The 16,932-nt window shown below is 70.2% G+C and carries 18 protein-coding genes; 10 read left to right on the plus strand and 8 right to left on the minus strand.

Going from position 1 to position 16,932, the window contains the following annotated elements; translation table 11 throughout:
* Window positions 1–4 precede the first annotated feature (4 nt).
* Window positions 5–2,878, plus strand: a complete 2,874-nt coding sequence (locus IE252_RS32100) for an AAA family ATPase (RefSeq protein WP_190092943.1) — start codon at window positions 5–7, stop codon at window positions 2,876–2,878.
* A 26-nt stretch (window positions 2,879–2,904) separates the two neighbouring features.
* Here IE252_RS32100 and IE252_RS32105 read toward each other — a convergent pair whose 3' ends face one another.
* The 4 genes from IE252_RS32105 to IE252_RS32120 all read right to left on the minus strand — a co-directional run bounded on the left by IE252_RS32105 (window position 2,905) and on the right by IE252_RS32120 (window position 6,692).
* Window positions 2,905–3,294, minus strand: coding sequence for an SHOCT domain-containing protein (locus IE252_RS32105; protein ID WP_190092944.1), 390 nt, complete (start codon window positions 3,292–3,294; stop codon window positions 2,905–2,907).
* 146 nt (window positions 3,295–3,440) lie between these two features.
* Window positions 3,441–4,715 carry a phosphatase PAP2 family protein gene (locus tag IE252_RS32110; RefSeq protein WP_229848920.1) on the minus strand — a complete coding sequence of 425 codons (1,275 nt, stop codon included), beginning with the start codon at window positions 4,713–4,715 and terminating at the stop codon, window positions 3,441–3,443.
* Window positions 4,716–5,013: 298 nt separating this feature from the next.
* Entirely contained in the window at window positions 5,014–5,373 is a 360-nt protein-coding gene (locus tag IE252_RS32115) for a peptidase inhibitor family I36 protein (protein WP_190092946.1), read from the minus strand.
* A gap of 170 nt (window positions 5,374–5,543) precedes the next feature.
* A complete protein-coding gene (locus tag IE252_RS32120) occupies window positions 5,544–6,692 on the minus strand; it encodes a winged helix DNA-binding domain-containing protein (RefSeq protein WP_190092947.1) in 1,149 nt (382 codons plus the stop codon).
* A 184-nt stretch (window positions 6,693–6,876) separates the two neighbouring features.
* Here IE252_RS32120 and IE252_RS32125 point away from each other — a divergent pair, with 184 nt between their 5' ends.
* The 3 genes from IE252_RS32125 to IE252_RS32135 all read left to right on the plus strand — a co-directional run bounded on the left by IE252_RS32125 (window position 6,877) and on the right by IE252_RS32135 (window position 8,211).
* On the plus strand, window positions 6,877–7,284 hold the full coding sequence (locus tag IE252_RS32125) for a DnaJ family domain-containing protein (protein ID WP_190092948.1): 408 nt from the start codon (window positions 6,877–6,879) through the stop codon (window positions 7,282–7,284).
* 194 nt (window positions 7,285–7,478) lie between these two features.
* The gene (locus IE252_RS32130) at window positions 7,479–7,706 is read left to right on the plus strand and encodes a hypothetical protein (protein ID WP_190092949.1); all 228 of its coding nucleotides are present in this window, start codon (window positions 7,479–7,481) and stop codon (window positions 7,704–7,706) included.
* A gap of 19 nt (window positions 7,707–7,725) precedes the next feature.
* Window positions 7,726–8,211 carry a hypothetical protein gene (locus tag IE252_RS32135; protein WP_190092950.1) on the plus strand — a complete coding sequence of 162 codons (486 nt, stop codon included), beginning with the start codon at window positions 7,726–7,728 and terminating at the stop codon, window positions 8,209–8,211.
* 102 nt (window positions 8,212–8,313) lie between these two features.
* On the opposite strand, the gene IE252_RS32140 is transcribed toward IE252_RS32135, so the two are convergent.
* Window positions 8,314–8,799, minus strand: a complete 486-nt coding sequence (locus IE252_RS32140; protein WP_190092951.1) for a hypothetical protein — start codon at window positions 8,797–8,799, stop codon at window positions 8,314–8,316.
* A 331-nt stretch (window positions 8,800–9,130) separates the two neighbouring features.
* Here IE252_RS32140 and IE252_RS32145 point away from each other — a divergent pair, with 331 nt between their 5' ends.
* The 3 genes from IE252_RS32145 (at window position 9,131) to IE252_RS32155 (ending at window position 11,742) form a co-directional block, all read left to right on the plus strand.
* The gene (locus tag IE252_RS32145; protein ID WP_190092952.1) at window positions 9,131–9,814 is read left to right on the plus strand and encodes a response regulator transcription factor; all 684 of its coding nucleotides are present in this window, start codon (window positions 9,131–9,133) and stop codon (window positions 9,812–9,814) included.
* The gene (locus IE252_RS32150) at window positions 9,811–10,995 is read left to right on the plus strand and encodes a sensor histidine kinase (RefSeq protein WP_190092953.1); all 1,185 of its coding nucleotides are present in this window, start codon (window positions 9,811–9,813) and stop codon (window positions 10,993–10,995) included. Before IE252_RS32145 ends, IE252_RS32150 begins: the two co-directional genes overlap by 4 nt.
* Before the next feature lie 162 nt (window positions 10,996–11,157).
* Complete coding sequence (locus tag IE252_RS32155; RefSeq protein ID WP_190092954.1) at window positions 11,158–11,742, plus strand: TerD family protein; 585 nt, start codon at window positions 11,158–11,160, stop codon at window positions 11,740–11,742.
* A 134-nt stretch (window positions 11,743–11,876) separates the two neighbouring features.
* Here IE252_RS32155 and IE252_RS32160 read toward each other — a convergent pair whose 3' ends face one another.
* Window positions 11,877–12,821 carry an SMP-30/gluconolactonase/LRE family protein gene (locus tag IE252_RS32160; protein WP_190092955.1) on the minus strand — a complete coding sequence of 315 codons (945 nt, stop codon included), beginning with the start codon at window positions 12,819–12,821 and terminating at the stop codon, window positions 11,877–11,879.
* A 107-nt stretch (window positions 12,822–12,928) separates the two neighbouring features.
* Between IE252_RS32160 and IE252_RS32165 the strand changes: the two genes are divergently transcribed.
* Window positions 12,929–13,381, plus strand: coding sequence for an Lrp/AsnC family transcriptional regulator (locus IE252_RS32165; protein ID WP_190092956.1), 453 nt, complete (start codon window positions 12,929–12,931; stop codon window positions 13,379–13,381).
* Between the two features lie 37 nt (window positions 13,382–13,418).
* On the opposite strand, the gene IE252_RS32170 is transcribed toward IE252_RS32165, so the two are convergent.
* Window positions 13,419–13,847 carry a MarR family winged helix-turn-helix transcriptional regulator gene (locus tag IE252_RS32170; protein ID WP_190092957.1) on the minus strand — a complete coding sequence of 143 codons (429 nt, stop codon included), beginning with the start codon at window positions 13,845–13,847 and terminating at the stop codon, window positions 13,419–13,421.
* Window positions 13,848–13,984: 137 nt separating this feature from the next.
* Here IE252_RS32170 and IE252_RS32175 point away from each other — a divergent pair, with 137 nt between their 5' ends.
* Window positions 13,985–14,869 carry an MBL fold metallo-hydrolase gene (locus tag IE252_RS32175; protein WP_190092958.1) on the plus strand — a complete coding sequence of 295 codons (885 nt, stop codon included), beginning with the start codon at window positions 13,985–13,987 and terminating at the stop codon, window positions 14,867–14,869.
* A 134-nt stretch (window positions 14,870–15,003) separates the two neighbouring features.
* Here IE252_RS32175 and IE252_RS32180 read toward each other — a convergent pair whose 3' ends face one another.
* The gene (locus IE252_RS32180; RefSeq protein ID WP_190092959.1) at window positions 15,004–15,345 is read right to left on the minus strand and encodes a hypothetical protein; all 342 of its coding nucleotides are present in this window, start codon (window positions 15,343–15,345) and stop codon (window positions 15,004–15,006) included.
* Window positions 15,346–15,888: 543 nt separating this feature from the next.
* On the opposite strand from IE252_RS32180, the gene IE252_RS32185 reads away from it, so the two are divergent.
* On the plus strand, window positions 15,889–16,932 hold a 1,044-nt coding region (locus IE252_RS32185), incomplete at its 3' end, for an amidohydrolase family protein (RefSeq protein WP_229848921.1).

Raw genomic sequence — 16,932 nt, forward strand, 5'->3', positions numbered from 1 at the left:
AGCGATGAGCGGACCGTTCCGCGCACGCGAACGCGACGGCGCCCACGCGCTGGTCGCGGCGGAGATCGAGCGTGCCCGGTCCGGCGCCGGCGGCCTCGTGGTGCTGCGCGGCGCCACGGGCACCGGCCGCACCGCCGAACTGGAGGCCGCCGCCGAGCAGGCCGCGGCACAAGGTCTGCGGGTGCTGCGCGCGCGCTGCTCCTCCGAGGACACCGCGGTGCCCTTCGCCGCGGTGCGGCATCTGCTGGCCACGGTGCCGGAGTTCACGGATATCCCCGCTCTCGAAGGCGACGACCGCGCCGACGCGGCCCGGCTGTGGCGGCTGCTGTGCTGGTACGCGGCCGAGCACCCGCTGCTGCTGGCCGTGGACGACGTCCACCTGGCCGACGACTCCTCACGGCACTGGCTGCGCGAGGCGGCCCGGCACCTCGACCGGTTACCCGTCCTGGTGGTGGCCACCGAGCGCAGCCAGTACGACATCGAGCCACGGCCCGCCGGACTCCCCCAGCCGCTCTCCCCCTCCCTCGTACGCACCCGCACCCTCGGCCCGCTCGGCGACCGGGCGGCGGCCGACCTGGTCCGCGAGGCCTTTCCCACGGCCGGACCCCGGTGGACGGCGGCCTGCGTGCGCGCCGCCGCGGGCAGTCCGCTGCTGCTGCACGCCCTCCTCGACGACCTGGGCGGCGCCCCGCAGGACGACCCCGCCACAGGCGAGCCGCCCCTGCCCGAGACCTGCGCCGCCCTATATCCCGGGTCCTATCCGGCGGCCGTCTCCTGGTGGCTGCACAGCGCCGGTCCCGCCACGGCCGACGTGGCCCGCTGCCTTGCGGCGCTGGAGCAGGCCTGGCCGCCGGATGCGGCCGGATCCGCCCTGGACGACCCGAGCGACCGGGCCGCGAGCGATCCGGTCCACCTGCTCGCCGAGGCCACCGGCGCCGACCCCGTCCGGATCGCCGGGTGGATCGCCGCCATGACCCGGCTCGGCCTGCTGCGCCCCGACGCCACCGGCCGTCCCCGCTACGCGCATCCGCTGCTGCACGACGCGGTGCTCACCGACTGGCCCGAGACCAGCCGCCAGGCGGCGCACCGGGCAGCGGCGCAGGCGATGCTGCGCCGGGGCGAGCGGGCCGAGGCCATCGCCCGGCACCTGCTGCGGGTGCCCGGCGGCGAGCCGCCCTGGGCGCTGCGCGTCCTGCGGGACGCGGTGACGGTCGCCGTGCACGACGCCCGGCCCGACGACGCCGTCGGCTATCTGCGCCGCGCGCTGGACGAGCCGCTTCCCGACGCCCTGCGCCAGCGGCTGCTGACCGAACTGGGCTCCCTGCACTACGCGTCGGCCGACGCCCCGGCCGCCATCGCGCGCCTGGCCGAGGCCCAGCATCTGGCGGCCGAGCCCCGGAGCCGGGTGCGCACGGCGGTGGCCCTGAGCACCGCGCTGGTGGACCGGGGCGAGGTCCGTACGGCCCTGGAGGTCCTGCACCGTACGGAGGGACAGCTCTCCGGCCACCCGGACCTGGCCCGTACGGTCCAGACCGCGGCCGCCCTGCTGTCCGACGGGGACCCGGCGACCCGGCAGCAGGTCTACCGGTGGCTGTGCGAGGCGGCGGACACCTCTCCGGAGCTGGTGGGCACCGCCGGACAGGCCCTGCTCGTACGGTACGAGTCCACGGCCGCGCTGATCTCGGCCCGAGAGGCGATGGTCCGGATCCGCGACCTCCTCGCCCGGCCCACCGATGCACTCGCCGAGCCCTTCCTGCTGGGGACGGCCGCCGCCGTGGCGCAGTGGGCCGACGAGCTCGACGAGGCTGACCGGCTCGTCGACCTGGGGCTGGCCGGACAGCGGTCCATGCTGCTGCACCCGATGCGCCACGCACTCCTGAACACCCGCGCCGACATCGCCGCGGCCCGTGGCGACGCCGCCGCCCTGCTGGCCGCCCGTTTCGGTGCCGACCCGGTGGTCGGGCCTGTGGAGTCCCGCCCCGGCCCGTCCAACCGGGACGCCACCGCCCTGCTGGCGCTCGTCCACGCGGGCCGGATCGAGGACGCCCAGCGGTTCGCCGCCGGGTTCGACCTGCACCGGACGGCGGAGAACTTCGAGCTGAACCGCTTCCTCTACGCGCGGGGCGTGCTACGGGTCACCGCCGGCGACCCGGCGGGCGCGCTGCACGACTTCCTGGAGTGCGGACGGCGCCAGTCCGCCCGCGACGTGGTCAGCCCCGTGGTCACCCCGTGGCGGACGGCGGCGGCACTGTGCCGCCTCGCCCTCGGCGGCGGGCCGGACGCGGTGACCCTGGCGGCGGAGGAGCTACGGCTGGCCCGGGTCTGGAACACGCCGCGCACGGTGGGCCGCGCCCTGCGCGTGCTGGGCGCCGCGACCGGGGGGCGGCGCGGCCTCGAACTGGCCGAGGAGGCCGTGGCGACCCTGCGGCCGGCGTCCGCCGCCACCGGTATGGAGCTGGTGCGGGCACTGCTGGCACAGGGCCGCCAGCTCGCCGCCGCCGGCGAACGCGGCCGCGCCCGCGATTGCCTGCGCGAGGCCGCCGAACTGGCGGACGGCAAGGGCGCCGTGGGCATGGTCAACCTGGCCGGGCAGGCCCTGCGCCAGAGCGGCGCCCGCAGCCCCGTCGTGGACCGCACCGGCCCCGGGGCGCTGACCGGCAGCGAGCGCCGCATCGCCGAACTGGCCGCCGACGGTCTGACCAACACCGAGATCGCGGATCTGCTGCATCTGGCGCGCCGTACCGTGGAGACCCATCTGACCAGTACGTACCGGAAGCTGCGGATACGCCGCCGAACGGAACTGACCGAGGCGCTGGACCGGGACCGGCCCGGGGGCCCGAGCGGCACCGCTGGTGTGACGGCTCCGTCCGGTCGGTGACGCCGGTCCACGGAAATGCCGTCCTTTCAGGCCAGAAGTTCGACCTTCGCCCGGTCGAATTCCTCTTGGGTGAGGTCGCCCTTGTCCTTGAGGGCGGACAGCTTGCTCAGCTCGTCCGCCGAACTCATGGCGTTCCCCGCCGCCTTCTGAATGTACTGGTGAACCGCTTCCTCATACCTCATGGCGTGCTTCGCGTCACGTTCCGCCATCCCCTTCCCCCGGGCGATGAGGTAGACGAGAACGCCGAGGTACGGCAGCAGGAGTACGAGGATGAGCCATCCCGCCTTCCCCCACCCGCTCAGGCCGTGGTCACGGAAGACATCCGTGACGACCTTCACCAGAAGGAAGAACCACACCACCCACAGGAACAGCCACAGCATCGTCCAGAAAATGTTGAGCAGTGGATAGTCGTCCATGCTTCGCTCCGATCACGGATGCGCTGTTTCCTTCATTCAGGCGATCCAAATCTCCCGCACGCACATCGGGTCCCGCTGCCTTCTTTTCCGCCCATCTGAAAGACCGGGTTCCGGTGGCCGAATGAGCCCCCCCGTCCCGCCCCGGCTCACACCAGCTCGGGCTGCGGTTCCGGCTGCCGTACCGGTGCGGCCTTCGGCTGCTCCCACTGCTTGGTGGTGCGTACGTAGCCGTAGATCACCGAGGCCATCGCCAGAACGATGAGTGGTCCGAACAGCCACCGGTGTTCGGCCATCTCCACGGAGAGATAGCGGTACGACACCAGGAGGGCGACGAAGACCGTCGCACCGTAGGCGACCAGCTGCATTCCCGACCGGTCCCACCCGCGGTCGAGCGAGCGCAGGGCCGCCTCGATCGTGACGGTGAACACCACACCCGCGACGATGTCCGCGCCGTAGTGGTAGCCGAATCCGAGCGTCGCGCCGAGCGTGGCGATCAGCCAGAACGCCCCGCCGAATTGCAGAATCCTTGGACCCTTGCGGGAATGGATGAATATCGCGGTCGCCCACGCCGTATGCAGGCTGGGCATGCAGTTGCGAGGGGTGATCCCGTCGAACGGCATGTGGATCGGGGCACCGATCGACGGCGGCGTGTCCGGCCACAGGTCGGCCACCGCCCAGTGCCCGCCGTCGGCGCCGAAGGCGAAGATCGGTCCGACCACCGGGAAGATCATGTAGATGGCGGGTCCGAGGAGGCCGACGGCCAGGAAGGTGCGCACCAGGTGGTGGCCCGGGAAGCGGCGCTCGGCCGCCACGTTGCGCAGTTGGTACAGCGTGACGGCGACCGCGGCCACGGCGAGCTGGATGTAGACCCAGTCCAGGACGTGGGCCCCGACCGGGCCGGTCGCCTCGACGATCCGTCCCGCCACCCACGACGGGTTGCCCAGCGCGTGGTCGGCGGTCGCCACGTACTGGTCGAGCACCGTCGGGCGGGTCTTCCACGTGATGAGCAGCCAGGTGTCGCCGGTCTTGCGGCCCGCCACCAGCAGCAGGCCGAGCCCGACGCCCTTCAGCAGCAGGGCGCGTTCGCGGCCGGTGCGGCGCGTCACCGCGATGACCGCGCAGCCCAGCAGCACCCACAGCGCGCCGTTGCCGAACATCATCTTGGCGTCGAGCGCCCACCGCACGAGGAAGAAGGCGATGTCGATGCCGATGGCGGCACCGAACGCGATGAACCGTTGCCGCCAGGTGAGCACCACCGTCATCAAGGCCATGCTGGCGTACAGCAGCGGCCCCGATTTGGGGGCGAATATCACCTCTCGTACCTGGTTGGTTATCGGTCCCCGTACGCCGTAGTGGCGCGCGGCGATCTCCAGTGCGACGAGGAATCCGAGAGCCACCGCGCTCGCCGCAGCCCACAGCATCACCCGCGGCTGACGCCACGCGGCGACGTTCGTCCTGTGGTCTATTTGTGAAATCACCCGCAAGGTTTTGGATCTCAATCGCTCGGCCGATTTGTTTGACGCCATCACCCTTTGTGCCGAAAAGCGTGGTTTCCGGTGGAGGGCGCGATGAAGGAGATCACCGCGAGCTCGAACATGTTAGCGGAGCGGTACGGGTGGGTTCACTGGTCGCCGATAAGGCGAAGGCCGGCCGGCCTTGGCAGCGGACGGCCTGTGGGGGCAGGGATGTCCACGCCAGGCCGCCGGCCTGCCGGACCGCTCAGCAGGTGTTGCCGACGCCGTCGATCCGGCCGCCGAAATCGCTCCGGTAGTCGATCCGGTTGTCGCCGTTGCGCACCACCCGGGTCTCCTTCGGGCTCCAGTTGATGAAGCAGCCGTCGACGTTCGCCACGAACGAGCCGACGTTGTCGTGGAAGGCTGCGGGCATGTCGTGGTACCCGTCCCTGGCGACCCACTCCCAGCTCCGGCCGTCGTAGCGGGATCCGGTGAAGAAGCAGATCGATCCGCCCGTACAGGACGGTACGGCCGCGGCCGACGGGGCCGCCAGCGCGTCCGAGGCGGGTACGAGCGCGGCAGTCAGCGAGAGGACGGCGGCCAGGGACCAAGAGCGCAGCTTCATGGGGAATCTCCTAGATCAGCCCGTGAGCGGGGACCGGTGACGGATGTCGCTCCGTCGCGGGGTCGAGCCTCGTCCTCGCTGCCGGTGGGAGTCGACGGGTTTCCCTCGCCCCTCGCGAACGGGAAACGAGGAAACGCCCGGTCGCCCGCGCCCCGCGTAGGTGCGCCGGGTCAGTCGCCGGGGAGCAGCCGGGTCTCGGCGGCGGGCACGCCCTTGGTCCACCAGTGGTCGTAGCGGGCATAGGCCCGGGGGTCGCGGGCGGCGAGGAAGGCGGCGAGGGACCGGGCCTCGGCCGCCAACTCCTCCCAGACGGGTTCCGGCAGGGGGTGGAAGGCGCCGGCTTCGATGCCGCCGTCGGTGACGCGCCAGACCCCGGCGACCTGGCCGTCGACCAGCAGGGTGGGCAGCACGTCGCCGTTCACTCGGGTCACGTGCTTGCGGTAGGCGGGCGGGATCACGCGGCTGCGGTCGGCGTAGGCCAGCAGGACGCTGTCCCACATCGCCATCAGCCGGGACGGCGCGGGCGTGTCCTCCTCGGGCCTGGGCGCGCCGGGAACGTCGTACAGCACGGTGCCGTCGTCCCCCCGCAGCTCCTCCAGCTCGTCCGCGAGCGCCTTCACGGCCGCGCGGACCCGGGGCCGCTGGACCAGCGCGAACTGCGCCATGTCGGCCACCGACGCCGGTCCGAAGCCCGCCAGATAGCGCAGGATCAGGGTCCGCAGACTCTCCTCGGGCGCCTGCGGGTCCCCCAGGGCGGGCCGCTCCTCGGCCGCGACGTACGAGAGCCGGTTGGTGAACGTCCAGGGTCCGCCCGTGGGCGCGTGCCACAGCGGCGCGTACTGCCGCAGCATCCGCTGGGCCCCGACCTCCAGCGGCCGACCGAGGCGCTTCTCGAACCACTCCCCCAACTCGGCGCTGCTGCGCGGCTTCTGGGTGTACCTCCGCAGGCCCGCGACGAGGGCATCGGCGTCGTCACCGGTGAGCCCCGACGAGCGGAAGCGCGCGTCGCCGAGCCGGGAGGAGCGCAGGGTCGGCTCCATGGCCTCGCGAAAGCCGCGGTAGTCCTCCACGTGGACCGCGTGCAGGGTGAGCCGCATGAGGGTCGCCTTCACGATGCGGCCGTCGGCCAGCGCCGCGTCGAGATCCGCCGGATCGAAGCCGCGCAGCCGGTTCCACAGCGCGATGTACGGCGAGGCGGGCTGCTGCGCCTGGAGCGCGACCACACGCCGCAGCGCCTCCTCGACATCGAGCGACTCGCGACCGAGCAGCAACTGCCGGGCGAGCGTGGCACGGTTGAGGGCACGCGCGGAGATCACCATGCCCCGATTCTGCCGCGCCGGCGGCCGCCGCAGAACACTGACCTGCCGGGCACGCCCGCCAAGCTGGTGGAGGCCACTCCGCTGTGTCGTCGCCCCCCGACTACGCTTGGGTGTGTCCTTTTCCGTTCCCCGGCGGGAGCACATCGGTCTCGGCCGTCGCCGCGTGACGTAGGAGAGTGAACCGGTGACAGAGCGCAAACCTGCGGGTGTGAGCTTCGAGTCGTGGGTGGACCGGCAGATCCGCGAGGCGCAGGAGCGCGGTGAGTTCGCCGAGCTGCCGGGTTTCGGCAAGCCGCTGCCCGATGCCTCGCAGCCGTACGACGAGATGTGGTGGATCCGCCAGAAGATGGCCCGCGAGGGCGTCACCGCGATGCTGCCCCCGGCCCTGGCCCTGCGCAAGGAGATCGAGGACGCACTGGAGGTGGCGGCCCAGGCGCCGTCCGAGCGGGCCGTGCGGGCGCTCCTGGAACCGGTCAACGAGAAGATCGCCGCCATGCTCAGGAAGCCGCCTCCGGGGCCGCTGCTGGGGCGCGAGCCGATCGACGTGGACGAAGTCGTACGGGAGTGGCGCGAGGCGCGCCGACAGGGTTGACGGTGGGGCGACGTATCCCAGCGAACCTCCACGCCGCCCGCCACACCGTCGCCGCCGTCGGCCGCAAGACCCCCGCCCGCCCGGCAACGTCCCCGTGGCGCAAAAGTTACGCCCCAAAACGGCTTCCACGAACGGGAGTTGGTGCATACGGTCGCCTCTGTCAGTCGTGACGACAACGTTCAGGGAGGGACAGCATGAACCCCAACATAAGAGCGGCAGCCGCCACCGCGGCGCTCCTCACCGGGCTCCTCGCGGCCGCAGGCACCGCCAACGCGGCCGAACGCATCGACGCGCAGCACCTGGCCGTACACCTCGACAAGGCGATCGCCGCCGAGCAGGCGAACGGGGACACCACCACGGGCGGGCCCATCCTGGGTGCCGTCGCGAGCAGTCCTGACGGCGCCGACACCGTCGACTCCTGAGCGGGCGCGGGTGCGCGCCGTGGACAGCCCGGGGGAAGACGGGCAAGCCGGGGAAGACCACGTCACCTGGTGCCCCAGCGGGGAAGCCCATCGTCCGGAATCCGTCGTTCTGGGCGTCAGGTCGGGGGACGACGGCCAGGTCGTCTATCTGGCCGAGCCGGTACCGGCGGCACAGGTCCTGCCCAGCATCCCCGAGGGCATCGCGCCCCACCGGGTGCTCCGGTTCGCCTCGCACTGCGTGTCGGGCTGCGCGAACCGGGTCGGCGACGCCTGCGGTCTGATCGAGCGCATCCAGACCCTGCCGTCACCCGACGCCACGGGGGCCGTGCCACGGTGCCATCTGCGGCCCCACTGCAAGTGGTGGACCCAGGCGGGGGTGGACGCCTGTCACCGCTGCCCGGCCATCACCACACTCAACTCCCCCGACGACCAACTCGCCGTACTGGTCGCGGACCCCTCCACCACCACCGAGCAGTTGCAGAACTGGATCGCCGCGGCCGAGTGACCTACGGCGGTGGCACTCGCACCAAAAAGTGCTGGTCGCGAGGTCGCTGACCCCGCCCCCGCGACCAGTACTGCCGGGGCCACAGCACGCACTCGACGCGCTTCAGCCGGTCAAGCTGATCGCGGGCTCCCCCTGTTCGAGCACGACCGGAATACCCCCGACCGCCCGCTCCAGGGTGTGCCGGAAGGACGTCGAGCGGGCACCTGCCGCGCTGGTGGTCAGGCGAATCCCGGAGGCGTCCGCGGTCGCGCTGGCGCTGTAGAGCGGGAAGGCGAGTTTCTTGCCGAAGACCTTGTCGATCGCCTTGGCCAGCTCCCGGTGCGCGTAGCGGCTCACGTACAGATCCACCAGCGTGGGGTCCGCACCCGGATCCGCCTTCGCCGCCGCCTTCACCAGGTCACGCCCCCGTCCGAGATCGGTGACACACAGAGCCACGCGGCCCACCGGAAAGTCATTGGCCTGCGTCCCGTACACATCCGCGTACGCCCCATACCCCTGATCCCCCACGGCCTGGGAGATCCGGGTCGCCGAAGGTGTGTTGTCCGGTGTGCCGTCGATGACCGTCGGTGGCGCCGACGGATGGAGCACCGCATCCGCCCCCGTCGGACACGGCCTCCCCTCACGAGGGGAGGGAGTGCCGGACACGGAGACCGACGCGGGCGGAGCGGCACCCTCCGTATCGGACGTGCCGCAGCCGACCAGGCCGAGCAACGCCACTGCGCCGCCGACACACCCGGCGCGCAGCGCAACGAGGCTCCTTCTCACAACGTCCCCCTTACCCATAGGGCACCTATTCGGCCCGACGCGTCGCGACGTAACGCTGAGGATGCTGCCAGCACATGGCTGAGGGAACCCTGAAGGTTCCTGAGGATCCTTCAGGAACCCTCAACTGACGTGCGGCATACGGCATCGTGTGAGCATGCGCATACTGGTGGTCGAGGACGACGAACGGTTGGCGGAACTGCTGCGCCGGGGACTGTCCGGTGACGGGTTCGCGGTGGACGTGGCCCACGACGGGCCGCGCGGCCTCGAGTTCGCGCTCGGCAACGACTACGACGTGATCGTGCTGGACGTCCTGCTGCCCGGGCTGAACGGGTTCCGCCTCTGCGCCCGGTTGCGGGACGCCGATGTGTGGACTCCGGTGCTGATGCTGACCGCCAAGGACGGCGAGTACGACGAGGCCGAGGGGCTGGACACCGGCGCGGACGACTACGTCACCAAGCCCTTCTCCTACGTCGCCCTCGTGGCCCGGCTGCGCGCCCTGGTCCGGCGCGGCCGACGTGAGCGCCCTGCCGTCATCCACGTCGGTGACCTGGAGATCGACCCGGCGGCCCGCCGGTGCCGACGCGGCGGGACCGTACTGGACCTGACCGCGAGGGAGTTCGCGGTCCTGGAATACCTCGCCCTGCGCCACGGGGAGGTCGTGACCAAGACCGAGGTGCTGGAACACGTGTGGGACCACGCCTTCGACGGGGACGTCAACATCGTCGAGGTGTACGTCTCCGCCCTGCGGCGCAAGATCGACACCCCGTTCGGCCGCCACACCATCCACACCGTCCGCGGGGTCGGCTACCGTCTCGAAAACGGCAGGACACCCGCATGACGCACCTGGACCTGTCCCGGCTGCTGCGGCCCACCACCGCACGCGCCCAGCTGACTCGGCGCGCGGCGGGCATCGCCGCACTCGGCACGGTCGTCGCCCTGGGTATGGCGGCCGTCCTCACCGCTGGCGGTGCCGGTCCCGGTGACGACAAGAAGGACGCGGGGGCGTCAAACCAAGGCGGTGCGGACTCCCGAGCCCTGGAGCTGTGCCGGAGCCTCGGGCTGATACGCACCGACAGCACACAGCCGCATTCGGGTGTCTCCGGCTGGATGTGGCTGTGGGCGATCGTCGCGGTCACCGTCGTGGCGGCCGGAACCTGCTGGTTCGCCCTCGGCAGCGTGTTGCGGCCCGTGGAGGAAGCCCGCAGTCACTTCTCCCTGCTCGCCTCGGATGCCTCCAGGCACCGCGTCCCCCTCACCCGGAGCGGCGACGAGATCACCAACCTGGTCCGGACGATGAACTCCGGCCTGACCCGGCTACAGACCACCGTCGAGCAGCAACGGCGCTTCGTCGCCGACGCCTCCCACGAACTGCGCAGCCCCCTGGCCACGCTCCAGGCAGAACTGGAAATCGCCCTGTCCCGCCCGGACCGGGCCGACTGGCCCGACGTGGTACGCGCCGCGCTCGACGACACCCGCCGACTTCAGCACCTCACCGAAGACCTGCTGCTTCTGGCCCGCCTCGACCTCGACAAACCCGGCGGGCAACACCGTATGGAAAAGGTGGACCTGACCGACCTGGTCCGGGAGGAAACCGCCCGCCGCCACCCGCCCGCCCAGGTGGACATCCGCCTCGACATCGTCCCCGATCCGCTGGTCGTCAAGGGGCATCCCGCCCTGCTCGCCCGCGTCCTGGGCAATCTCCTCGACAACGCGGAACGCCACGCGAGCAGCAGCGTCACCATCCGCCTCAGCCACGACACCGAGGAACGGCAGGCCGTCCTGGAAGTCGTCGACGACGGTCCCGGCATCCCGCCCGCCGACCGCGCCCGCGTCTTCGAACGCTTCACCCGTCTCGACACCGCCCGCACCCGCCACACCGGCGGCACCGGTCTCGGCCTCGCCATCGCCCGTCGCGTCACCACACTTCACCGCGGCACTCTGACCATCACCCCAACTCCCCACGGGGCACACTTCACCGCCCGCCTCCCCACCCACGGACACACCCCAACCATCCCGTGAGGACGCCCGCGAACCCGACGCGGAACACACCGAACCCCCGGGTCCAGGTGCCTCCAGCGGCACCCGCCCCAGGCAACCGCCATGGCGTTAGGCACACTTTGTGTGTTGTAGTCCCTTACCAAGACCCGTAATCAAGACCCATACCAAGAGAATGAGCCACGCATGATCACGCTTACGAAGGAATCCGGCCCGGCGGACCTGGACGGAGTGACCCATCTGTCCATCGGTGTGTCCTGGGACCCCACGGCCGGCAGCAGCGGTGGAGTCGTCGGTCTGCTCCGCCGCAAGAGCGGCACCGACCTCGATCTGATCGCCGTCGCGATGCAGGGCGGGGACCCGGTGCGCCTCGCGGGTCTCGACTCGCTGGACCCCATGGGCAACGGCTCCTTGGTGCACAGCGGCGACAACCAGACCGGGCGCGGAGACGGCGACGACGAGACCGTCACGGTCGAGTTCGCGCGTATCCCCGACCAGATCACGTCGGTCGTGTTCGTCGCCGCCGCGTTCAAGAAGGGCAGCTCTTTCCAGAAGGCCCGCAACATCAGCTTCAAGGTGTACGACGCGACCGGTGGCAGCGCCCAGCAGGTCGCCGACATCTGGCCCAGCCTGCTCAGCCAGGACAACGGCTGCGCCGTGGCCAAGGCCATGCGGGTCGGCAACTCCTGGAAGCTCGAAGTGATCAACGTGACGGGGAAGATAAAGCAGGGCGACGAGCACGCCCTGATGCGCTTCGCCATCAGCAAGTAGCCCGTCCGCCCGACTTGGTACCGAGCGGCGATCGGGCCCGCGGGGCATCGCACGCACCTCCGGCTGTCGCCGATGCACGGCATCAGCGACAGCCGAGGGCATGCCCCGGGGAGATCGCCTGCGGGACCCGCGTGTCACAGCCAGCGGCGGCGGCCCGGTCCCGTCGGGTGGGTGCCGGTGACGCCCATGACCAGCGAGTAGAGGCTGGTCTCCGCGGCGATGAAGAGGCGGTTGCGCTTGGCGCCGCCCCAGGAGATGTTGGCGACCGCCTCGGGGACGTTGAGCCGCCCGATGAGGGTGCCGTCGGGGTCGTAGCAGTGCACGCCGTCACCCATCGCGGCGGCCCACAGCCGACCGCCGTCGTCGAAGCGGAGGTTGTCGAAGCGAGCCTCCTTCCGGGTCTGCGCATCGGCGAACACCTTGCCGTCGGACAGCGTGCCGTCGTCGCGTACGTCGAAGACCCGGATGAAGCCCGCGCGGGTGTCGGAGACGAAGAGCTGCCGCTCGTCGTGCGAGAAGACCAGCCCGTTCGGCGCCCCGAAGCAGTCGGCGACCAGTCGTACCTCGCCGGTGGCGGGATCGACGCGGTAGACGTTGTTGGCGCCGATCTCGCTCTGCGCGCGATGGCCCTCGTAGTCGCTGGTGATGCCGAAGTCCGGGTCGGAGAACCAGATCGAACCGTCGGACTTGACGGCCGCGTCGTTCGGGCTGTTCAGACGCTTGCCCTGCCACCGGTCCGCCAGCACGGTGACGCTGCCGTCGTGTTCGGTGCGTGTCACCCGGCGGTTGCCCTGCTCACAGGTGACCAGCCGGCCCTCGCGGTCGAGGGTGTTGCCGTTGGTGTTCCCGGCGGAGCGGCGGAAGACGCTGACGGCACCGGTCTCCTCGTCCCAGCGCAGCATCCGGTCGTTGGGGATGTCGCTCCAGATCACCTGCCGCCAGGCGGGCAGGTAGATCGGCCCCTCGGCCCAGCGGCATCCGGTGTACAGGACCTCCAGAGCGTCGTCTCCATTCATGCAGCGTCCGGTACGGAACCGGTCGTCGAGCATCTCGTACAGCCCGGGGCGCTCGCTGGTCATGGGGCCCTACCTCTCCTACAGACGCCACTTGCCGAACTTGCTTCGGCCTGATGTGCAGATTGCAGGATGAGCTATGGTCGACACAAGACGATGCCGAATGGAGAGTTGTGGATCACATTGACCGTGTCCTGCTGGCGCAGCTCCAGCAGGACGCCACCCAGTCCTACGCCGCACTGGGGCAGGCCGCCGGCCTGTCCGCCGGGGCCGCCCATGAGCGCGTGCGCAAGCTGCGGGAGCGCGGCGCCATCCGGCGCACCACCATCGAGGTGGATCCGGCCGCGGTGGGCAGCGCCGTCCTGGCCTATGTGCTGGTCGACTCGACCTCATGGATGGGCGATTCGGCGGACGCGTTCGCCGCGCTCCCCGAAGTCCTGGAGGCGCACATCATCGCGGGCAGTGCCTCGGTGCTGGTGAAGGTCAGGACCGCGACCACCGAGCAACTCCAGGACGTACTGCGCCGGATCTACGCCATCGACGGGGTCAGCGGCACCCAGGCCACCGTGGTGCTGGAGACCTTCTTCGAGCGGCCGCTCTCCCCCGGGGCCGCCGACCAGACCTGAGAGGTGTCACCCGGGACGTCAGCACCCTCGGGTCGTGTCACCGAGAGGTGATGGCCTGCTCCAACAGGCCGTGGAGCACCTGCTGCTCCTGCGGGTTCAGCCCGGACAGCGGGGAGTCCACGGCGAGGAGGTCGAGGAGGCGTGCGCGCAGCGCGGTGCCCTCGGCGGTGAGGACGAGGTGCTTGGCGCGGCGGTCGGTGGGGTGCGGGTGGCGCTCGACCAGGCCCTGCTTCTCCAGCTTGTCGACGACGAACGTGGTGTTGGAGGGCTCGCAGCTCATGCGCTCGGCGAGCTCCCGCATGGTCATCGGCCCGCTCATCTCCCGCAGCGCGGTCGCCTGGGACGCGGTGAGGCCCAGGGTGGCCGCGCGCTCCCGTACGTGCTCGGCGATCCGCTGGGCCAGCCCGTTCACCAGACCGCACAGCTGTCGCTCGGCGATGGCTTGCCGCTCCGGGGACGTCGTCATGCCCCCAGCCTACCAACTCCATCAAGGCAACATATTTACAGCTTGAATGATTCGAACTTGATGCTTATGGTTGGCCTCGCCATCGCAGGAGACGCGGCGGCACCGACGACCTGATGGCAACTCACAGGGGAGAACTCATGTCCGACTTGACGGTGGACCAGGACGTACGACTGAGCCGCCCGTCCGGAATCCGCTCGATATGGCTGGGTGACACGAAGGTGTCGTACGTTCCGGACGGCGATGTACGCCTGCGGCCGCTGCACCTGCTCAAGGACAGCACCGACGAGGTGTGGGCCGCGCACCCGGAGTACCTGGACGCCACGGGCCACCTGGTGGGGAGCGTCGGCGCCCTGCTGGTGGAGCACGGCGACCGCGCGCTGCTGATCGACACGGGCTTCGGCCCGCAGACCCACCAGGAGCCGGAAGGCCCCCTCGGCACGATCCAGGGCGGCGCACTCGTCAGCAGTCTGGCCGAACTCGGCCGCGGCCCCGAGGACATCGAAGCGGTGGCCTTCACCCACCTCCACCCCGACCACATCGGCTGGGCCTGCCACCCCGCCCCCGGCGGTGACCAGCCCGTATTCACCCGCGCCGACTACCTGATCTCCGAGCCGGAGTGGGACCGGCGCGACCTCCTGGAGGCCCAGGGCATGACCAAGCAGGTCGCGGCCCTCGGAGCTCGGGTACGGATGATCACGGACGGGCAGGAGATCTTTCCCGGTGTACGGGTACGGATCACCCCCGGCCACACCGTCGGGCACGCCGAGTACGTCATCACCGGGGGCGGACGGCGTCTGATCGCCTTCGGCGACGCCGTGCACTCGCCGATCCAGATCGACCACCCGGACTGGTCCTCGGGCTTCGACCACGACCTCGCCCGAACCGCCGACCACCGCCACCACCTCGTCGCGGAACTGGCGGAGCCCGGCACGATCGGCTTCGGCGTCCACTTCGCCGACGTGGTGTTCGGCCACGTCCAGCAGGACGGAGACGGCCCGGCCTGGCGACCCGTGGACGCCTGATCCCATCCGGTGGGGTGCGTCAGTCCGCCGTTGAGAGCACCACGCTGCCGCCGAGCCGGGGCGGCTGCCCGGCCGTGGGCGGGGGGTGCGATTGGGGGACCTCGCACTGCTGCGGTGCAGCAGGGAGGCGAGGTCTACCTCAGCTGGATGCAGTAGTTGCCGACGTAGGTGTTTCCTTCTTCCACCCGCAGCTCATTGGCGAGGTTGGTGGCGGGGCTGACGAAGAAGTACACCGGCGGGTCGTTCAGGCACCGCCAGGTTTCGACGGCGTAGCGGTCGAGCAAGGTGACCGTGGTGGCCTGGTCGGAAGGCAGTTGACGGTTGCAGTGGATGCCGACCGTCGTGAACGAACCACCTCGGCCGATCAGGCAGGTCACGTGCGGCGACGCGTTCGCGGGGGCCGCAGCGCTGAGGGTGAGACCTGCCACGCACAGGGTGGCAATACCGAGGGAACCTAATAGGCGGGCTGCCTTCATGGCGTACCCTCCTCCTTCTTCTCTACTTGTGGGTTGGAGGCACGATGGCCTATCGCGCACTCTGTCAGGCGGTACTCCACAACCGCCAGCGGAACTTGCTCCTCGGGTGACGTATCGGCCAGCAGATCTTGGCGGAGATGGATTCCCGGGGCGCGCCGTGACCGTAGAGCACGGAAATGGTTGAAATCCGCGCCGCACCCTGGCGGTCACCACATCGGCCAATGCCGGGACCTTCCCAACCCCTCCAGTTGACGAATGCCGCGATCGTATTGCAGACGAGTCCGTCGTGGCGCCTCGGAAAGGCGCCGGAAACCGGCGTACTGGCGTCCGGGTGACCTGTCGAACAACTTCGCCTGTCCGCACGGCTCTCGTGGCAAGGCTGTGGTAGCTACCCGCCGGGCACTTTTCCACGGCCCGTGCGGCCGCCCCGGATTGGCTGCCGTACTCCCAGGCCGCGACAGGCGACCACGTCAACCGGAGGTCATCATCGGCATGTCACACACCAGCAGGCGCCTCGGCATGGCCGGCGCCGTACTGACAGCGGTGGCCATCGCCGCCTCGCCCGCCGGCGCGGGCTCGGCCGTGGCGGGAACGGAGTGCTTCGACCGGGCGAGAGAGCCGTACACCTCGCAGGTCGACAGCCATCTGCACTTCCGCCCGTTCGGCGGGCCCGCGAGCGGGTTCGAGGAACTCACCGGGTACCTCAACAAGAGCGGTGTCCGGCACGCGAGCATGTACGGCATCGGGCAGATGCTGCCCGTGAACTCCCCCTGCACCTATTACCTGAACTGCCCCGGCACTCCGGTCGTGCCGAGCATGAAGAACGACTTCGCCAACGCCGAGAACTATCTGGCGGCGAAGCCCAAGGATCCCGAACTCGCCGTATCCATGACCTTTATGGACCTGAACCACCCCGAGACGATCCCGCCCGGCATCACCCTGTACGACAAGGAATTCCCGGGCGTGTTCCGCTGGGCGGGCGAGGTGAACCTCGTCAAGCAGGCGCTGTTCCCCAACCACCACACGGCCGCGACGAGCGAGAACATCAAGAACTGGGCGCCGTTCATGAAGGTGCTGCGGGACCGCGGAATCCCCATCACTATCCACTCGGACCTCGGGAACAATGCGGAGCAGACGAAGTATCTCCCGCTGATGGAACAGACCCTTCGCCTGTATCCGGCGAACAAGATCGTGTGGGCACACATGGGGCTTTCCAAGGAGTTCACCACCATGGATCCCGACCGGCACATCAAGATCATGAAGAGACTGCTGGACAAGCATCCGAATCTCACATTGGACCTCAGCTGGCGGGTCCTCGAAGACAACTACTTCAGCAAGCGGGGCGTACGGGAGAAGTACGCCGCGTTCTTCGACCGGTATCCCACCAGGGCCATTCCCGGCACCGACTTCGTCGCCTCCCGCGACAAGGACTACAACACCTACGCGCAGGAACTCGAAGTCACCAGCCGCATCAACAAGGCATTGAGCCTTTTCCAACCTGACGATGCTGGCCGCGTGTTGGACGGATCTGCGGAACGACGAAGCTCCTGGCAGACGGGTTCTCGACCAAGATCGCCCGCAGCCACC

This window comes from Streptomyces melanogenes (assembly GCF_014649795.1).
In the GTDB taxonomy this organism is placed as follows: domain Bacteria; phylum Actinomycetota; class Actinomycetes; order Streptomycetales; family Streptomycetaceae; genus Streptomyces; species Streptomyces noboritoensis.

Coding starts and splice junctions, on each gene's coding strand:
- IE252_RS32100 (WP_190092943.1), top strand. CDS start 5: ATGAGCGGACCGTTCCGCGCACGCGAACGCGACGGCGCCCACGCGCTG.
- IE252_RS32105 (WP_190092944.1), bottom strand. CDS start 3,294: ATGGACGACTATCCACTGCTCAACATTTTCTGGACGATGCTGTGGCTG.
- IE252_RS32110 (WP_229848920.1), bottom strand. CDS start 4,715: ATGCTGTGGGCTGCGGCGAGCGCGGTGGCTCTCGGATTCCTCGTCGCA.
- IE252_RS32115 (WP_190092946.1), bottom strand. CDS start 5,373: ATGAAGCTGCGCTCTTGGTCCCTGGCCGCCGTCCTCTCGCTGACTGCC.
- IE252_RS32120 (WP_190092947.1), bottom strand. CDS start 6,692: ATGGTGATCTCCGCGCGTGCCCTCAACCGTGCCACGCTCGCCCGGCAG.
- IE252_RS32130 (WP_190092949.1), top strand. CDS start 7,479: ATGAACCCCAACATAAGAGCGGCAGCCGCCACCGCGGCGCTCCTCACC.
- IE252_RS32145 (WP_190092952.1), top strand. CDS start 9,131: ATGCGCATACTGGTGGTCGAGGACGACGAACGGTTGGCGGAACTGCTG.
- IE252_RS32150 (WP_190092953.1), top strand. CDS start 9,811: ATGACGCACCTGGACCTGTCCCGGCTGCTGCGGCCCACCACCGCACGC.
- IE252_RS32155 (WP_190092954.1), top strand. CDS start 11,158: ATGATCACGCTTACGAAGGAATCCGGCCCGGCGGACCTGGACGGAGTG.
- IE252_RS32160 (WP_190092955.1), bottom strand. CDS start 12,821: ATGACCAGCGAGCGCCCCGGGCTGTACGAGATGCTCGACGACCGGTTC.
- IE252_RS32170 (WP_190092957.1), bottom strand. CDS start 13,847: ATGACGACGTCCCCGGAGCGGCAAGCCATCGCCGAGCGACAGCTGTGC.
- IE252_RS32175 (WP_190092958.1), top strand. CDS start 13,985: ATGTCCGACTTGACGGTGGACCAGGACGTACGACTGAGCCGCCCGTCC.
- IE252_RS32180 (WP_190092959.1), bottom strand. CDS start 15,345: ATGAAGGCAGCCCGCCTATTAGGTTCCCTCGGTATTGCCACCCTGTGC.